The sequence below is a fragment of the Aquifex pyrophilus genome, assembly GCF_054656935.1.
Genome location: NZ_BAAHXJ010000012.1, coordinates 36,995 through 51,659 on the forward strand (window position 1 = coordinate 36,995; position 14,665 = coordinate 51,659).

12 protein-coding genes are annotated in these 14,665 nt (G+C 46.8%); 4 read left to right on the top strand and 8 right to left on the bottom strand.

The window, feature by feature from the left end:
• Window positions 1–28: 28 nt before the first annotated feature.
• Genes ACYQZ0_RS07350 through ACYQZ0_RS07365 form a run of 4 tightly spaced genes read right to left on the bottom strand, consistent with a single transcriptional unit; the run spans window position 29 to window position 4,394 of the window.
• On the bottom strand, window positions 29–670 hold the full coding sequence (locus ACYQZ0_RS07350) for a 3'-5' exonuclease (protein WP_459775948.1): 642 nt from the start codon (window positions 668–670) through the stop codon (window positions 29–31).
• Complete coding sequence (locus tag ACYQZ0_RS07355) at window positions 667–2,514, bottom strand: putative nucleotidyltransferase substrate binding domain-containing protein (RefSeq protein WP_459775949.1); 1,848 nt, start codon at window positions 2,512–2,514, stop codon at window positions 667–669. Before ACYQZ0_RS07355 ends, ACYQZ0_RS07350 begins: the two co-directional genes overlap by 4 nt.
• Window positions 2,511–4,133, bottom strand: coding sequence for a sodium:solute symporter family protein (locus tag ACYQZ0_RS07360; protein WP_459775950.1), 1,623 nt, complete (start codon window positions 4,131–4,133; stop codon window positions 2,511–2,513). Before ACYQZ0_RS07360 ends, ACYQZ0_RS07355 begins: the two co-directional genes overlap by 4 nt.
• Window positions 4,134–4,136: 3 nt before the next feature.
• Window positions 4,137–4,394 carry a DUF4212 domain-containing protein gene (locus ACYQZ0_RS07365; RefSeq protein ID WP_459775951.1) on the bottom strand — a complete coding sequence of 86 codons (258 nt, stop codon included), beginning with the start codon at window positions 4,392–4,394 and terminating at the stop codon, window positions 4,137–4,139.
• A gap of 284 nt (window positions 4,395–4,678) precedes the next feature.
• On the opposite strand from ACYQZ0_RS07365, the gene acs reads away from it, so the two are divergent.
• Complete coding sequence (acs, locus tag ACYQZ0_RS07370; RefSeq protein ID WP_459775952.1) at window positions 4,679–6,574, top strand: acetate--CoA ligase; 1,896 nt, start codon at window positions 4,679–4,681, stop codon at window positions 6,572–6,574.
• 21 nt (window positions 6,575–6,595) lie between these two features.
• Here acs and ACYQZ0_RS07375 read toward each other — a convergent pair whose 3' ends face one another.
• Together ACYQZ0_RS07375 and carB are read right to left on the bottom strand one after the other, a co-directional pair.
• Entirely contained in the window at window positions 6,596–7,324 is a 729-nt protein-coding gene (locus tag ACYQZ0_RS07375; protein WP_459775953.1) for a 50S ribosomal protein L11 methyltransferase, read from the bottom strand.
• Entirely contained in the window at window positions 7,314–8,984 is a 1,671-nt protein-coding gene (carB, locus tag ACYQZ0_RS07380) for a carbamoyl-phosphate synthase large subunit (protein ID WP_459775954.1), read from the bottom strand. Before carB ends, ACYQZ0_RS07375 begins: the two co-directional genes overlap by 11 nt.
• A gap of 34 nt (window positions 8,985–9,018) precedes the next feature.
• On the opposite strand from carB, the gene ACYQZ0_RS07385 reads away from it, so the two are divergent.
• From ACYQZ0_RS07385 to purK, 3 genes are read left to right on the top strand one after another with little or no spacing between them, the layout of a single operon-like run.
• Complete coding sequence (locus ACYQZ0_RS07385; RefSeq protein ID WP_459775955.1) at window positions 9,019–10,482, top strand: leucyl aminopeptidase; 1,464 nt, start codon at window positions 9,019–9,021, stop codon at window positions 10,480–10,482.
• A complete protein-coding gene (locus ACYQZ0_RS07390; RefSeq protein ID WP_459775956.1) occupies window positions 10,482–11,324 on the top strand; it encodes an iron-sulfur cluster-binding protein in 843 nt (280 codons plus the stop codon). The genes ACYQZ0_RS07385 and ACYQZ0_RS07390 overlap by 1 nt, the downstream gene beginning before the upstream one ends.
• A 2-nt stretch (window positions 11,325–11,326) precedes the next feature.
• On the top strand, window positions 11,327–12,418 hold the full coding sequence (purK, locus tag ACYQZ0_RS07395; protein ID WP_459775957.1) for a 5-(carboxyamino)imidazole ribonucleotide synthase: 1,092 nt from the start codon (window positions 11,327–11,329) through the stop codon (window positions 12,416–12,418).
• Here the strand turns inward: purK and ACYQZ0_RS07400 are convergent.
• Together ACYQZ0_RS07400 and gatA are read right to left on the bottom strand one after the other, a co-directional pair.
• On the bottom strand, window positions 12,384–13,217 hold the full coding sequence (locus ACYQZ0_RS07400; RefSeq protein WP_459775958.1) for a DMT family transporter: 834 nt from the start codon (window positions 13,215–13,217) through the stop codon (window positions 12,384–12,386). The genes purK and ACYQZ0_RS07400 overlap by 35 nt on opposite strands.
• Window positions 13,218–14,654 (bottom strand): Asp-tRNA(Asn)/Glu-tRNA(Gln) amidotransferase subunit GatA, encoded by a 1,437-nt coding sequence (gene gatA / locus ACYQZ0_RS07405; protein ID WP_459775959.1) that lies wholly within the window; start codon window positions 14,652–14,654, stop codon window positions 13,218–13,220.
• Window positions 14,655–14,665: the final 11 nt, after the last annotated feature.

Sequence of the window (14,665 nt, forward strand, 5' to 3'; positions counted from 1 at the left end):
GAGGGTTTAGACCTAAAATTATAACAAATTATATAAATAGAGGTAAATCCTTTAATCTTTCATTTCTATAAGGGTAAATAAGCTTTAAAAATAGCAGTGCGGTAATGTAAGCGTCGTCAAGGGCGTTGTGCCTTCCCTTTAGCTCTATTCCGTATTCCCTCGCTATATCGTCAAGGCTCTTCCCTCCGTAATACCCCCTCGTGTAAAGGCTAAGAACGTCAAGCTTGTAGTTAATTAAAGGATAATTAAAGTAAAGCCTTGAGTATTTCTCAACGAGGGCTGCGTCATACTTTACGTAAAAGCCGACGAGAACGCATCCCTTTATATATGTCAAAAAATCCTTAATTACCTCTTTGGGCTCTTTTCCCATCTTCTCTATGTCTTCCCTCGTTATTCCGTGTATTTCTGCGGCTTTTATCTCATTCGTCTTTACGAGCTCGTAAAAAAGGGTGGATATGTCAAGCGAGAGGTTTATTACTTTCAGTGCACCTATTGAGAGGAGCTCAGCTTTTTTTACGTTGAGGTCCGTCGCTTCGCAGTCAAAAACGACGAAAGTTGTTTCGTAAACTTTTTTATTAAGGTCAACGTTCTCGTAAAAATCCTTAAAATAGGGGGAATTTTTAGCACGCTTTAGGAGGAGCTTTTTCTTTAAAAAGTTAAGGAGTCTCATGAGGGAAGATAGGGGAGGTATCTGTTCTCAATGAAGGACTGGAACTCCTCAACTATCTTGAAGGCGTCCTTAAGGAGGTCCCTTTCAAGTTTTGTGAGTATATCGGGGTTAACGTAGTTGTCCGGCTCTTCTCCGAGCTTTAGTTTCTCCGTCTGGGATTTTAGCCTTACGTATTGGAGGTATTTAAAGGCTTCCGAGAGGTCTTCCGAGAGGTTTTCGGGGATTACATTCATCTCTTTAAGTTTATCTATTCGCTCAAGGGTGTTCGTTTCCTTTATGCCGTTTCTAACCGCGAGAACTCTTACTCCGTGGGTTATGGGGAATATACCTCCTTTCTTCAGGTCTATTCCCTTCTTTTCGGTTTTCAGTCTTCCGAAGAGTCCCAGGGGGGGTTTGAACCTTACCGCATCCTTTAGCATGTAGGCTATTGTAAGCTCGTTCTCCCTCGCGAGTTTAAAAACCGTTTCCCTCAATTCCTCCTCAAGGGTTTTATCCCCGAAGGCATTCCTGAAGTCAAGGAATATGCCGAGCTTTAAGGTGTTCTGGGGCTCGGGTCTTGAAAACCAGCTTTCAAGGGTTTTTATCCAGTCCGTTTTTCCCTTATTCCACTCGGGATTTCTCACCATAACGTTTGAGGGACAGGGGGGAAAGCCTATCTTGAGTAAAATCTCGGATACCTTCTCACCGAAGGTTTTGAAGTATTCTTTGAGGTCAACGTCAAGGGAGGGATATGTATCGTCATAAATGAGTGCGTTGTCCTGGTCCGTTCTGAGGGTCTGTTCCTTTCTCCCTTCGCTTCCGAGGACGAGAATGCTAAAGGGAACTATAGGTTCAAGTCCCACCTCCCTTATCGCAAACCTCACCGCCTTTGATATGAACTTATCGTTAAGCTCAGCTATGAGCTTGCTTATTATCTCGGGTCTAACGCCTTCCGAGAAGAGGTTTAGAACGGTATCGTCTATGAGTGAGTAGAGATAGGATAAATCCCTTATATCCCTTGATTTTTCTATTTCCTTTACGAGAACGAGGGTGTTCTGGCTCTCAAAGGCTATTATATCCCTGTCCTCAACAACGCCGAGTATTTTCCCGTTATCCTTTACGACAACACGCCTTATGTTGTGTTTAGCCATCAGGAGTATAACGTCAAAGAGGAAGTCCTCGGGGGAGACGGATATTAAAGGGGTGCTCATTATCTCCTTTGCCTTAACTTCTGAGGGGTTTTTCTCTTCCGCTACGACCTTTTTCAGGATATCCCTTTCCGTAATTATCCCTTCCCTCTCTCCCTCCACTATCACACAGCTTGCGTTCTCTTGAACCATTTTCTTTGAGAGGTTTAAGGCTGTTTCCTCCTCCTTTGCGAAGGGAACGAGTCTTATTTTTAAATCCTTTACCTGAAGGGTTAAGAACTTCTCAAAACTGCTTTCCTTCTTTACCGCTTCCTTTGCGTGGGAGAGCTTTTTTGCGAGGGAGGAGGTGAAGAAGTTTCTGAAATCGGGATACTTATCAACAAGCTTCAAAAATATCTCTTTCGGGATTAGGTAAAGTATAACGTCGGTTTCCGCAACCGCCGTTGATGTGGGCGGGTTTCCCGTAAGGAGGGATACATAACCGAAGGTGTCCCCTTCCTGAAGGAAATCTATTTCCCTTCCGTCCTTTTTGAGTGATACGTTTCCCTTCCTTATGAGGTAGAGATACTCAAGGGGCTTTGAACCTTCGGTGAATATAACGCTTCCCCTCGGATAATACTTTATCTTTATGCTCCTTGAAAGGGTTTCAAGGGAGGGGGGAGGAAGGGAGGAAAAGGGGTAGTGGGTTCTTAAGAAGTCCTCTACGTCCGTTATCATACCTCGTGAATCTTCTTGGGATACCTGATGTCCTCAACGAGCTTCTGGACTCTTTCGGAGGGAGGAGGCGTCATCATCGTAACTATGTAGGAAACTATGAGGTTTGCTATAAGGCCGAAAACTCCGGAAGCGGTGTGCTGTATTCCCGCTATTGAGAAGCCCTGTGTCTTGTTGAGGTATATGTAGATAATCGTAACGAGGAGTCCGACGACCATTCCCGCTATTGCTCCCTGTCTGTTTAGTCTCTTCCAGAATATACCGAGAACGAGTGCCGGGAAGAAGGATGCTGTAGCGAGTGAGAATGCCCAAGCAACTATCTGAACGATGAAACCTATCTTCATAGCTGCGACGAAACCGCCTATTACTCCCGCAACCGCAACCGCAGCCTTTCCGAGCATAACCACCTTCTTTTCGGGAGCGTTGGGGTTAATCATCTTAGCGTAAAGGTCGTTTGATATTGCGGCTGCTATAACGAGGAGTAGTCCGTCAGCGGTTGAGAGTGCAGCAGCCAAACCGCCTGCCATTACGAAGTATCCGACGAGTAAGCTTAAGCCCGCTATCTCGGGCGTTGCGAGAACGATTATATCCCTGTGTATGTTTAGCTCAGCCCACTGGATTATGCCGTCCCCGTTCTTGTCTATTACGTTAAAGAGTCCGACCTCCGCCCACTTCTGAGCCCATGCGGGGAGCTGGTCTATGGGTTTTCCTACAACGTCCTTAAGAATGACATACCTTGAGAAGGCGGCGTAAGCAGGGGCGGTGAGGTAGAGGATTGCTATGAAGAAGAGTGCCCATCCCGCGCTCAATCTCGCGTCCCTGACGGAGGGTGTTGTGAAGAATCTCATGAGGACGTGGGGAAGTGCTGCGGTTCCTGCCATGAGGACGAACATGAGAGCGAGGAACTGAACCATCGTGAATTTGGCGTAGGGTTCCACGTAGTGGGGCGTTATGCCGTGCTGGGTCTCAAGGTCCGTAATCCACTGGAGAACATTTCCGTATAGGAACTGGGGTAGGGGCACTCCGAACCACTGCATTGCAAGGAGTGAAACGGGGAGGAGGTATGCGGTTATGAGAACTATATACTGGGCGACCTGGGTCCACGTTATTGACTTCATTCCCCCTATTACAGTGGTCGCTATTATAACGACCATACCTATCGCTATACCTATTTCAAAAGGAACGCCGAAGAGTCTTCCCATTATGATACCAACACCTGCCACCTGTCCTACCATGTAGGTGAAGCTTATGATTATCGCTATTATTAAAGCTACGAGTCTTGCGAAGTTGCTCTCATACCTTTCCGCTATGAAGTCGGGAACGGTGAACTTACCGAACTTCCTGAGGTAAGGAGCTATAAGGAGTGCGAGTAAGACATATCCTCCGGTCCATCCCATTATGTAGGCGAGTCCGTCGTATCCGAGAGCGTATAGGGCTCCGGCCATTGAGATGAAGGACGCGGCACTCATCCAGTCCGCCGCTACCGCCATACCGTTCCAGAAAGCGGGTATTCTTCTTCCCGCAACGTAGAACTCCGCAGCTTCGGTAGCCCTGTTGTAAACAGCTATAGCCATGAAAACTATGACTATTCCGAAAACTATTACGTAACCGAGCCACTCCATGGCTTACTCCTCCACTCCGTATTTCTTGTCAAGGTTATTCATAATCCATGCGTAAACGAAAATCTCTACAACGAAGGTGATTACGGAAAGCTGGGCACTTATCCAGTAATGGGCGGGGAATCCGAAAATCGTTGCCTTTGCGCTGAAAAGTGCCTTGGCTATTAAAGCCCCTCCGTAGGAGACGAGAGCCCATATTATTAAGAGAACCGTTATAACGGTTATATTGGCCCTGTGGTAGGCTTCCAGCTTTTCTCTGTCCATAATCCACCTCCTTATAACGATGTTTCAATAAATGATAGATTTTTCCCGTTAAGAATTCAAGAAATTCCCTTTTTTAAAACGTTGTTTTATTTGGGGTAATCCCTTAAAATACGTGTATTTCAGGGGGTATGTTCTTAACAATCAATTTAAGCTATGCTTATATTCTAAAATTTTGAGATTTTGCCTTAAATTCTTAAAACAACTTTTTAATTTTATTGTAATTCCCTTCTGTAGATTTTTATTGAAAAGTTGTTAAAATTTAATTTCAAAAAGGAGGTGTTAAAATGGCGGAAGAGAAGTCCGAAGTCCTTTTAAAAGTCAAGGAGAAGTATTATCCCCCCAAGGAAATCGTAGAAAGGGCCTGGATTAAGGATTACGAGAAGGTTTACGAGGAGAGCATCAAGGACAGGGAAGGCTTCTGGGCAAAGGTTGCTGAAGAGCTTCACTGGTTCAAGAAGTGGGACAAGGTTCTTGAGTGGAACTTCCCCTATGCAAAGTGGTTCGTGGGTGCCAAGACGAACATAACCTACAACTGCCTTGACAGGCACGTAAAGAACGGAAAGAGGAATAAGGTAGCTTACATATACGTTGACGAGAACGACAACGAGAGAAAGATTACATACGGGGAACTTCTTGAGCTCGTAAACAGGATAGCAAATGGATTAAAGTCCCTCGGTGTTAAGAAGGGAGACAGGGTTTCCATATACATGCCCACGACCATAGAGGCTATAGCTACTATGCTCGCATGTGCGAGAATAGGTGCCATACACAGCGTTGTTTTTGCAGGATTCTCCGAGGGTGCCCTCAGAACGAGAATAGAGGACGCAAAGGCAAAGGTTGTCGTAACCGCAAGCTACACTCAAAGAAGGGGTAAGAAGATAGACCTCCTCTCGGTTGTTGAAAGAGCTATAGACGGGCTTGACTTCGTTGAGAAGGTAGTCGTCTGGGACAGGGACGGGGATGCCCTTGAGGAGAAGGGAGAACTCTTCGTTGACTTCAACGAAATGGTTAAGAATGCTTCCCCCGAGTGCGAGCCCGAGGTTATGGATGCGGAGGACCCCTTATTCATTCTCTACACCTCAGGAACGACGGGCAAACCGAAAGGTGTTCTTCACACCACAGGCGGTTATATGGTTCAGACCTACTACACATCAAAGATAGTTTTTGACCTTCACGAGGACGATATATACTGGTGCACCGCAGATATAGGCTGGATTACGGGACACTCATACATAGTTTACGGAATCCTCGCTAACGGTGTTACGTCGGTCATAACGGAGGGAGCTCCCGATTATCCCGACCCCGGAAGGTGGTGGAGATACATAGAGAAATACAGGGTTAACGTTTTCTACACCGCTCCCACAGCCATAAGGATGTTCATGAGATACGGGGAAGAGTGGCCGATGAAGTATGACCTCTCCTCACTCAGGATTCTCGGTTCGGTCGGAGAGCCCATAAATCCCGAGGCATGGCTCTGGTATTACAAATACATAGGAAGGGAGAAGTGCGTAATCGTTGATACCTGGTGGCAGACCGAGACGGGAGCCCATATGATAACGACTATTCCTTCTTACCCGGCAAAGCCCGGAAAGGCCGGAAAGCCCTTCTTTACGATAGAACCAGAGGTTGTTGATAAGGACGGAAATAAGGTTCCCCCGAATACGGTAGGATTCCTCGTTATAAAATCTCCCTGGCCTTCTATGCTGAGAACTTGCTGGGGAGAACCTGAAAGATACGAGAAATACTGGAACACGATTAAGGGGGTTTACTTTGCGGGAGATCTCGCTTCTTACGACGAGGAAGGATACATAATGATTCTCGGAAGGGCGGACGACGTCATAAACGTTGCAGGACACAGGATAGGAACGATGGAAGTTGAGAGCGCGCTCGTTAGCCACCCCGCGGTAGCGGAAGCGGCGGTTATAGGAAAGCCCCACGAGGTTAAAGGGGAAAGCATAAAGGCTTTCGTTGTTCTGAAGAAAGGTGTTGAGCCTTCCGAAAAGCTCGTTGAAGAGCTGAAGCTCCACGTAAGAAACGAGCTCGGTCCGATAGCGGTTCCCGACGAGATTGAGTTCAGGGAAAAGCTTCCCAAGACGAGAAGCGGAAAGATAATGAGGAGAATACTAAAGGCGGAAGAACTCGGTCTTGACGTCGGAGACGTTTCAACCCTTGAGGAGTAATCTCCTCCCTTTCTCCTTTCTTTATTTTTTTACAACCACACAATACCAGTTCTCTTCCTCAAGAACCTCGTAAAAGCCCATACCTAAAAGCTTTTCAAACTCCTTTAAGTCCTCTTCCCTATACAATCCCGAGAATATCCCAACCTTTCTGAACTTAGGTTTTATATCCTTTAGAACCCCCCTGAAAATCTTTATCTCAAGGTTTGCAACAACGAGGTCAAAGTTTTCCTTTATGTCCCTCGGTTCAGCCTTAAAGCAATTTATCTCAACTCCGTTAAGCTTTGCGTTTTCTTCGCACTCCCTTATCGCATCATCGCTAACGTCTATTCCGAGGACATAGGAAGCTCCGAGCATCTTTGAGATGATTGCGAGTATTCCGCTTCCTGTTCCAACATCAAGAACGCTCATCCCCTCGTTTAAATGTTTTTTAAGAGCTTTTATACAGAGTCTCGTTGTAGGGTGAAGTCCGGTCCCGAAGGCCATGCCGGGCTTTATGTAAACGGCTCTCTTCCACGGGGGTAGTATTACGAAATCGTTAACCTCAATGGGTTTAAACCTTTCCCTCCAACGCTCCCAGTCCTCCTTAATTTCCTGAACCTCCAGGGGTTTTAAATCCTCAATCTCCCGGTAAAGGGCGAAGATAACCTGTCCTTTTTCTCTTTTGATTACTTCAACGGGAAGGGATTTCTCGTAAACAAGGTTATAAAAATCCTCCTCCGGTAGAGCGTAGATAAATTTTTTAATCCTCATCAAGGACTTCCTTTCCCTCCGCGGTGTAGTAGGGTCTTTCGTAAGAGGAGTAGTAATAGGGAGTGTAGGCGACGAACTCACCGGCACAGGTATCAACGCCTTTGAATGAGGGCTTTATCCCGTAGGACTTCCTCAGCTCCCTTATCTCCTCTTCTTTTTTTCCTTTTATCCTTGCTATCTCGTTATCCGAGTATCCCAGCTCTTTTGCCCTTCTCAGAAGCTCGGGTGTGAGCTCTTCACTCTCAATTATTTTCTCAAACCTCACTATCTCTTCTATGTTGTATAAGAACCACCTGTCTATCTTCGTGAACTCGTAAATCTCGTCTATCGTGTATCCCCTCCTTATCGCCTCCGCAATATACCATAGCCTGTCGGGATTGGGGTTTATGAGGTTTCTCTCAAGGTCTATCTTATCAACGGAAAGTCTCGGGAAGGAAAGACCGTATCTGTCTATCTCAAGGCTTCTTATGGCTTTCAGGAGTGCCTCCTTAAAGGTTCTTCCTATGGCCATAACCTCCCCGACGGATTTCATCATCGTTGTTAGGGTTCTGTCCGCTTCGGGGAACTTCGCAAAGTCAAACCTCGGAATCTTTACAACGACGTAGTCTATTGAGGGCTCAAAGGAAGCTGGTGTGAACTTCGTTATATCGTTCTTAAGCTCGTCAAGGGTGTAGCCTACCGCGAGCTTTGCGGCTACCTTCGCTATGGGAAATCCCGTTGCCTTTGATGCTAAGGCGGAGGAGCGGGATACTCTCGGATTCATCTCTATAACGTAAAACTCACCGCTTTCGGGAGAAAGTGCGAACTGTATATTTGAGCCTCCCGTATCAACTCCCACCTCCCTTATAACAGCTATCGCAGCGTCCCTAAGCATCTGATACTCTTTATCGGTTAACGTCTGGGTAGGGGCTACCGTTATTGAATCGCCCGTATGAACGCCCATCGGGTCAAGGTTCTCTATGGCACAAACGATTATTACGTTGTCCGCTTTATCCCTAACAACTTCAAACTCTATCTCCTTCCATCCTATCAGGGATTTATCAAGAAGAACCTCGTGAATGGGAGAGGTCTCAAGGGCTACCTTCAGCTTCTCTTTAAACTCCTCAACGTTGTAGGCTATTGAACTCCCCGTTCCCCCGAGGGTAAATGCGGGCCTGAGAATAACGGGAAATCCAATTTTTTCTATGGCTTTTAGGCCTTCCTCCATTGAACGGACAATAGCGCTTTCGGGAACCTTAAGGCCTATGTTTTCCATGGCCTTTTTAAAAAGCTCCCTGTCTTCTCCCTTCTTTATGGCCTCGTAGTTTGCGCCTATCAGCTCAACTCCGTATCTCTCAAGGACACCGCTCTCGTAAAGCTCAACCGCAAGGTTTAAGCCCGTCTGTCCTCCGAGGGTCGGAAGGAGTGCATCGGGTCTCTCAACCTTTATTATCTCCTCAAGTATTTCCGCGGTGAGGGGCTCTATGTAGGTTCTGTCCGCAAGTTCCGGGTCCGTCATTATCGTCGCGGGATTGGAGTTAACGAGAACTACCTCATATCCTTCCTGTTTTAAAGCTTTACAGGCCTGAGTTCCCGAGTAGTCAAATTCCGCAGCCTGCCCTATTACAATTGGTCCCGAGCCAATTATCAGTATCTTCTTTATGTCGGTTCTTTTAGGCATTTAAAGTATATAGTATATAAAGGGGTGAGAAGAGATGGAAGTGAAGAGCTATAGGGATGATATAAAGGCTTACAAGGGAAAAAGTATATCCCTTATGGTTTACGAAGGGGATACGAGACCCGTCGGAAGGCTCTCGAAGGGTCTTGTGAACAGAGTGAAGAAGGTTCTTGAGGTTGAGGACTTCAAGGGAAAGGAAGGGGAGATTTTAAAGGTTCCAACCGTTGGTTTATCGGTTAACGCGGTTTATCTCGTCGGTATCGGAAAGAAGGAAAAGGTGAGCGAAGATACATACAGAAGGGCTTCCGCTAACCTTATAAAGAGGCTCAAAAAGGATAAAGTGGAATCAACGCTCGTTCTTACACCGAGAAGGGGAGACCTTCCCGAAGAGATAACGAAAGCCCTCACCGAGGGTGCAATACTCGGAAGCTACAGCTTTGATAAGTACAAGAGCAAGAAGGAAGACCGCTTTGAGGTGAAGGAAGTTCTCATATACAGGGGAGAGGATAAGGGGATAGAGAAGGGAAGGATATTTGCGGAAGCCCAGAACTATACGAGGAATCTTGTAAACGAACCCGGAAACGTGATAAATCCCGTAACTCTTTCGGAAGAGGCGAAAAGGCTCGCGGAGGAATACGGGCTTGAGTGCAGGATTTACGACGAGAAGGAAATCCAGGAAATGGGTATGATGGCTCTATACTCCGTCGGAAAGGGCTCAGCAACACCTCCGAGGTTCATACACCTCACCTACAGGCCTCAAGGAAAGGCGAAGGAGAGAATAGCCATTGTTGGTAAGGGGCTTACCTTTGACAGCGGAGGGCTTAACATAAAGCCCGGGGATTACATGAGGAATATGAAGATGGACAAAAGCGGAGCCTGTGCGGTTCTCGGGATAATGAAAGCGGTAGCACAGCTAAAACCACAGGTTGAGGTTCACGGAATTATTGCGGCTGCGGAAAACATGCCCGACGGAAACGCATACAGACCCGACGACGTGATAAGGGCAAAAAACGGGAAGTATATAGAGATAGATAACACGGACGCGGAGGGAAGGGTTACGATGGCGGATTCCCTATCTTACGCGAGCGAGCTAAAGCCCGACAAGATTATAGACATGGCTACGCTCACGGGTGCCTGTATGGTTGCCCTCGGTGAGTATACCGCAGGACTCTTTACGAACGCTCCCGACTTTGCGGAGGAGATAAAGGAGATAGCCAAGAGAACGGGTGAGAGGGTGTGGGAGCTTCCGATGGACGACGAGAGATTAAGGAAGAAGATTAAGAACACCGTTGCGGACGTTCTGAACACGGGCGGAAGATACGGGGGAGCTATAACCGCTGCGATGTTCCTTGAGGAGTTCGTAGGGGAAGGTATAAAGTGGGTTCACCTTGATATAGCGGGTCCCGCATGGTCTAAGGAGGATTACGCCTATTACACGAAGGGCGGAACGGGATTCGGTGTGAGAACCTGTCTTGAGTACATTATGAAGGTAGGTGGCTGATGTACAGGGTTCTAAAAAAGGAAAGGCTTACACCTTCCGCGGTTCTCATTGAGGTTGAGGACGAGAGGGCTAAACTCGTAAAGCCTGGTCAGTACGCCCTCGTTCAGTTCAAGGAGGACTCCGAGCCCATTCCCCTTTCTTTTCTTCACGTTAAGGAAAACTCCTACACCTTCCTCGTTGAGGCTGTAGGAAGGGCTACCCTTGAGATAACAGAGCTCCTTGAAGAGGGATTTAATTTCATAGAGGCCCCTTGTGGTTCTCCCTTCCCCGTTAAGGAATACGGAAGGGTTTTACTGGTTTCAAAGAACTGGGGCATTGCTCCCCTAATAAACGTGGGAAAGGCCCTTAAAGAGAAGAATAACGAGGTTTACTTCATACATGTGGGCGAGAACGAGGAAAAGGTTTTTCTTACGGAAGAGGCTTCGGAAATCTCGGAGGAGTTTCTTCTCTTTACGGAAGATGGTTCCCTTGGAGAGGAAGGAAATACGGAATGGGCACTCAGGTTTTTCCTTGAGAACTTTCCTAAACCCGACCTCGTCGTGAGTGCGGGAAGCAATATAGATTCCCAGATGGTCTGCGAAGTTGCAAAGGAAAAGGGGCTGAACCACATCGCTATGGTTAACGCCCATATACTTGATGCAAATGGGCTTTGTCTCGCCTGCAGGGTTCTCGTTGAGGGAGAGGAAAAACTCGCATGCCTTGACGGGCCCTGGTTTGATGGGAAGAAGGTTAACTGGGATTACGCAATTCAGAAGGAGTTTTTCTACAGGGATGAGGAAAAGAAAGCTCTTGAGGCCTTTATGAAGGAGCTCAGGAGAATAAAGGCTAAAAGGGGAAGCTGAGCATGTTTAAGGTTGGCATACTGGGAGGTGGCCAGCTCGGCTGGATGACAATCCTTGAGGGGAGAAAACTCGGGTATACCTTTTACGTCCTTGAGGATAAGGAGGACGCTCCCGCCTGCAGGATTGCTGACGGGTGCTTCAGGTCAAGCGAGCTTGAGGAGTTCTATAAAAGGTGCGACGTGATAACCTACGAGTTTGAACACATTAGGGACGAGATAATAGAAAGGGTCGGGGATAAACTCCTAAATTCGGAAGCCCTTTTTATAAAGAAAAGCAGGAAAAGGGAAAAGAAATTTTTGAAGGAGAAGGGTTTCCCAGTCCCGAGGTTTGAGGTCGTAAAGAGAGACGAGCTATACGAAGCTATTGAGGAGATAGGTTTACCCGCGGTTGTGAAAGCGGAAAAGTTGGGATACGACGGGAAGGGGCAGTACAGAATAGAGAAAAAGGAGGATATAAACGAGGTTATAAAGAATCACGGAAGGGATGAGTGGTTCGTCGTTGAGGAGTTTATAGAGTTTGATGCGGAGATTTCCTGCATAGGTGTAAGGAACAGGGAGGGTGATGTTCTCTTTTACCCCCAACCTTTCAATAAGCACGAAAGTGGAATCCTCCTTTACAACTACGTTCCCTTTGTATACGTAAGAGAAGCGGAAGAGATAACGAAAAGGCTTATGGAAGAATTAAACTACGTCGGTGTTTTTACCGTTGAGTTCTTTCTTTTAAAAAACGGAGTTCTCATAAACGAGTTTGCACCGAGGGTTCACAATACGGGACACTGGACTCTTGACGGGGCTTATACCTCTCAGTTTGAGAATCTCTTAAGGGCATTGACTGATTTACCTTTAGGTTCAACCGAGATGAAAACACCTTCGGGAATGGTTAATATCCTCGGAAAGGATATATCCGAGATACCCTTAAAGGAAATACTGTCGATAGAGGGAACGAAGTTATACTGGTACGGAAAGAAGGCAAGACCGAGGAGAAAGGTCGGACACATAAACGTTGTTGGTAAAGAAGAAGAAGAAGTTAAGGAGAAGATAAAAACGATTGTTGAGCTTCTCAGAGGCTCAGGAGTAAAGCTCCCAGCACCATAATAAGGCTTGCCCTGAGGGCGTTCTGAGTTCTCTCACCGAAGAAGAACTTTCCGTAAATTACATCAAGGATTATTGAGAGCCTCTCAACCGCGGAAACGTAAGAGGCGTAAGTAAACAGGTATGCGTAGGTATAGGTAACCATACCGAGGGAGAAAAGGACTCCGAGAAGGGGAAACTCATACCTTTTCAAAGTCTTTAAGGGGGGAAATTTCTTCACAAAGGGAAGGAGTGCAAAACTCATAACGAGGCAGTAATACCAGGAAAAGAAAAGGGGATTGCTGTTTACAACTGCTATCTTTCCTATAACGACGTTTATACCGAAAAGGAAAGAGGAGGCAAGGGCGTAAAGGACTCCCCTGTTTATCCTTAAAAAGGATTTCAGGTCTCCTTGTGCAAGTTTAAGGCTTCCGTAAAATATAAGGGCTATACCGAGCCATCCCTTCAGGTCAAGCTCCTCACCGAGTATAACCCAGCCTCCCACCGCGGAGAAAACGGGCATAGTAGTGAAGAAGGGCATAGCAACCGATAGGGGAGAATACTTTATAGCCCTTATGAAGAATATTGATGCGAATATCTCAAGGGGAAGCCAAAGGAAGGTTGTGAGAAGAACGGTTTTATTAAACTCCCAGTTGAGAACGCCGAGGGGAAAAAGGAGTAGAGCCCCGAGGGGAAACCTCACCCAGAGGATAAAGTTCTCGTCGTATCCCTCATCAAGGAGCCTTTTATTAAATATATCGTTCGTAGCCCAGAAGAATGCGGAAAGGAGGGCAAAGGATACACCAAGAAGGTGGTTATACATTTAGGAAAGGGGTATCTTCTCGTAGTGTTTAAACTTCTGTTCCCAGAGGTAGGAAACCCTTAGTATAGTCGTCTCGTCCCAGGGTCTTCCTATGAGCTGTCCCCCTACGGGGAGGTTGTTCTTCCACGCTATTGGCATAGATAGGGCCGGAAGGCCTGCGAGGTTTACGGGCACGGTGAGTATATCGGATAGATACATCTCTATTGGGTTTTTGGTTCTTTCCCCGAACTTGAAGGGAAGCGTCGGTGTAGTCGGTGAGGCTATTACATCAACTTTCTCAAAGGCCTTCATGAAGTCCTCGTATATAAGCCTTCTGACTTTCTGGGCTTTCAGGTAATATGCATCATAATAACCTGCGGAAAGGGCAAAAGTCCCGAGCATTATCCTTCTCTTCACTTCGGGCCCGAATCCCTCATCCCTCGTTTTTGAGTACATCTCAATTATGTCCCCGTATTCCTTAGCCCTGTGGCCGTATCTTACTCCATCATACCTCGCGAGGTTTGAGGAGGCCTCGGAGGGTGCAACTATGTAGTAGGCGGGTATAGCATACTTTACGTGGGGCAGGGAGACCTCAAGGATTTCAAAACCTTCCTTTTCAAGCTCCTTTATAAAGTCTTCAAAGGCTTCCTTTACCTCCCTTTGAAGTTCAAACTCAAAGAACTCCTTTGGTATTCCTACCTTGAGTTTTTTTACTTCCTTCTTTACCTCCTCGCTCCACCTGGGGACGGGTTTCCTTGCGGAGGTGCTGTCCATCTCATCCCATCCGCTTATCACCTCAAGGGTGATAGCAACGTCTTCAGTTCTCCTGCCGAAAACGCCTATCTGGTCAAGGGAGCTTGCAAAGGCAACGAGCCCGTATCTTGATACTCTTCCGTAGGTGGGTTTAATACCTATAACACCGCAGAAACTTGCGGGCTGTCTTATTGAGCCCCCCGTATCCGAACCGAGGGAAACGGGTGCGGATAGAACGGAAACCGCAACCGCGGAACCCCCCGAAGAACCACCGGGAACTCTCTCCGTATCCCACGGGTTTCTCGTGGGGAAGAAGGCAGAATACTCGGTTGAGGAGCCCATGGCAAACTCGTCAAGGTTAGTCTTTCCCACTATGAGGGCTCCAGCCTCCTTTAATCTCTTTATAACGGTTGCATCGTAAGGGGCTACAAAGTTCTCAAGAATCTTTGAAGCACAGGTGGTTCTTTCTCCCTCAACGAGAATGTTGTCCTTTACCGCAACCGGAATTCCGTAAAGGGGTTTTTCCTTACCTTTGAGGCTTACCGCCTCTCTTAAGGCTTTTTCGTAAAGGGGTGTTATGTATGCCCTTACCTTATCCTCGGTCTGATTGAATCTATCGTAAAAGCTCTCAATAACCTCTTTAGGGGATACCTCTCCCTTTTTCAGGAGCTCCCTCAGTTCAGTCAGGGATTTCTTCCAGAGCATAGGGAGTATTC

Bases quoted from the DNA above. Each gene is read 5' to 3' on its own strand.
- ACYQZ0_RS07350 (WP_459775948.1), bottom strand. From the start codon at position 670: ATGAGACTCCTTAACTTTTTAAAGAAAAAGCTCCTCCTAAAGCGTGCT.
- ACYQZ0_RS07355 (WP_459775949.1), bottom strand. From the start codon at position 2,514: ATGATAACGGACGTAGAGGACTTCTTAAGAACCCACTACCCCTTTTCC.
- ACYQZ0_RS07360 (WP_459775950.1), bottom strand. From the start codon at position 4,133: ATGGAGTGGCTCGGTTACGTAATAGTTTTCGGAATAGTCATAGTTTTC.
- ACYQZ0_RS07365 (WP_459775951.1), bottom strand. From the start codon at position 4,394: ATGGACAGAGAAAAGCTGGAAGCCTACCACAGGGCCAATATAACCGTT.
- acs (WP_459775952.1), top strand. From the start codon at position 4,679: ATGGCGGAAGAGAAGTCCGAAGTCCTTTTAAAAGTCAAGGAGAAGTAT.
- ACYQZ0_RS07375 (WP_459775953.1), bottom strand. From the start codon at position 7,324: ATGAGGATTAAAAAATTTATCTACGCTCTACCGGAGGAGGATTTTTAT.
- carB (WP_459775954.1), bottom strand. From the start codon at position 8,984: ATGCCTAAAAGAACCGACATAAAGAAGATACTGATAATTGGCTCGGGA.
- ACYQZ0_RS07385 (WP_459775955.1), top strand. From the start codon at position 9,019: ATGGAAGTGAAGAGCTATAGGGATGATATAAAGGCTTACAAGGGAAAA.
- ACYQZ0_RS07390 (WP_459775956.1), top strand. From the start codon at position 10,482: ATGTACAGGGTTCTAAAAAAGGAAAGGCTTACACCTTCCGCGGTTCTC.
- purK (WP_459775957.1), top strand. From the start codon at position 11,327: ATGTTTAAGGTTGGCATACTGGGAGGTGGCCAGCTCGGCTGGATGACA.
- ACYQZ0_RS07400 (WP_459775958.1), bottom strand. From the start codon at position 13,217: ATGTATAACCACCTTCTTGGTGTATCCTTTGCCCTCCTTTCCGCATTC.
- gatA (WP_459775959.1), bottom strand. From the start codon at position 14,654: ATGCTCTGGAAGAAATCCCTGACTGAACTGAGGGAGCTCCTGAAAAAG.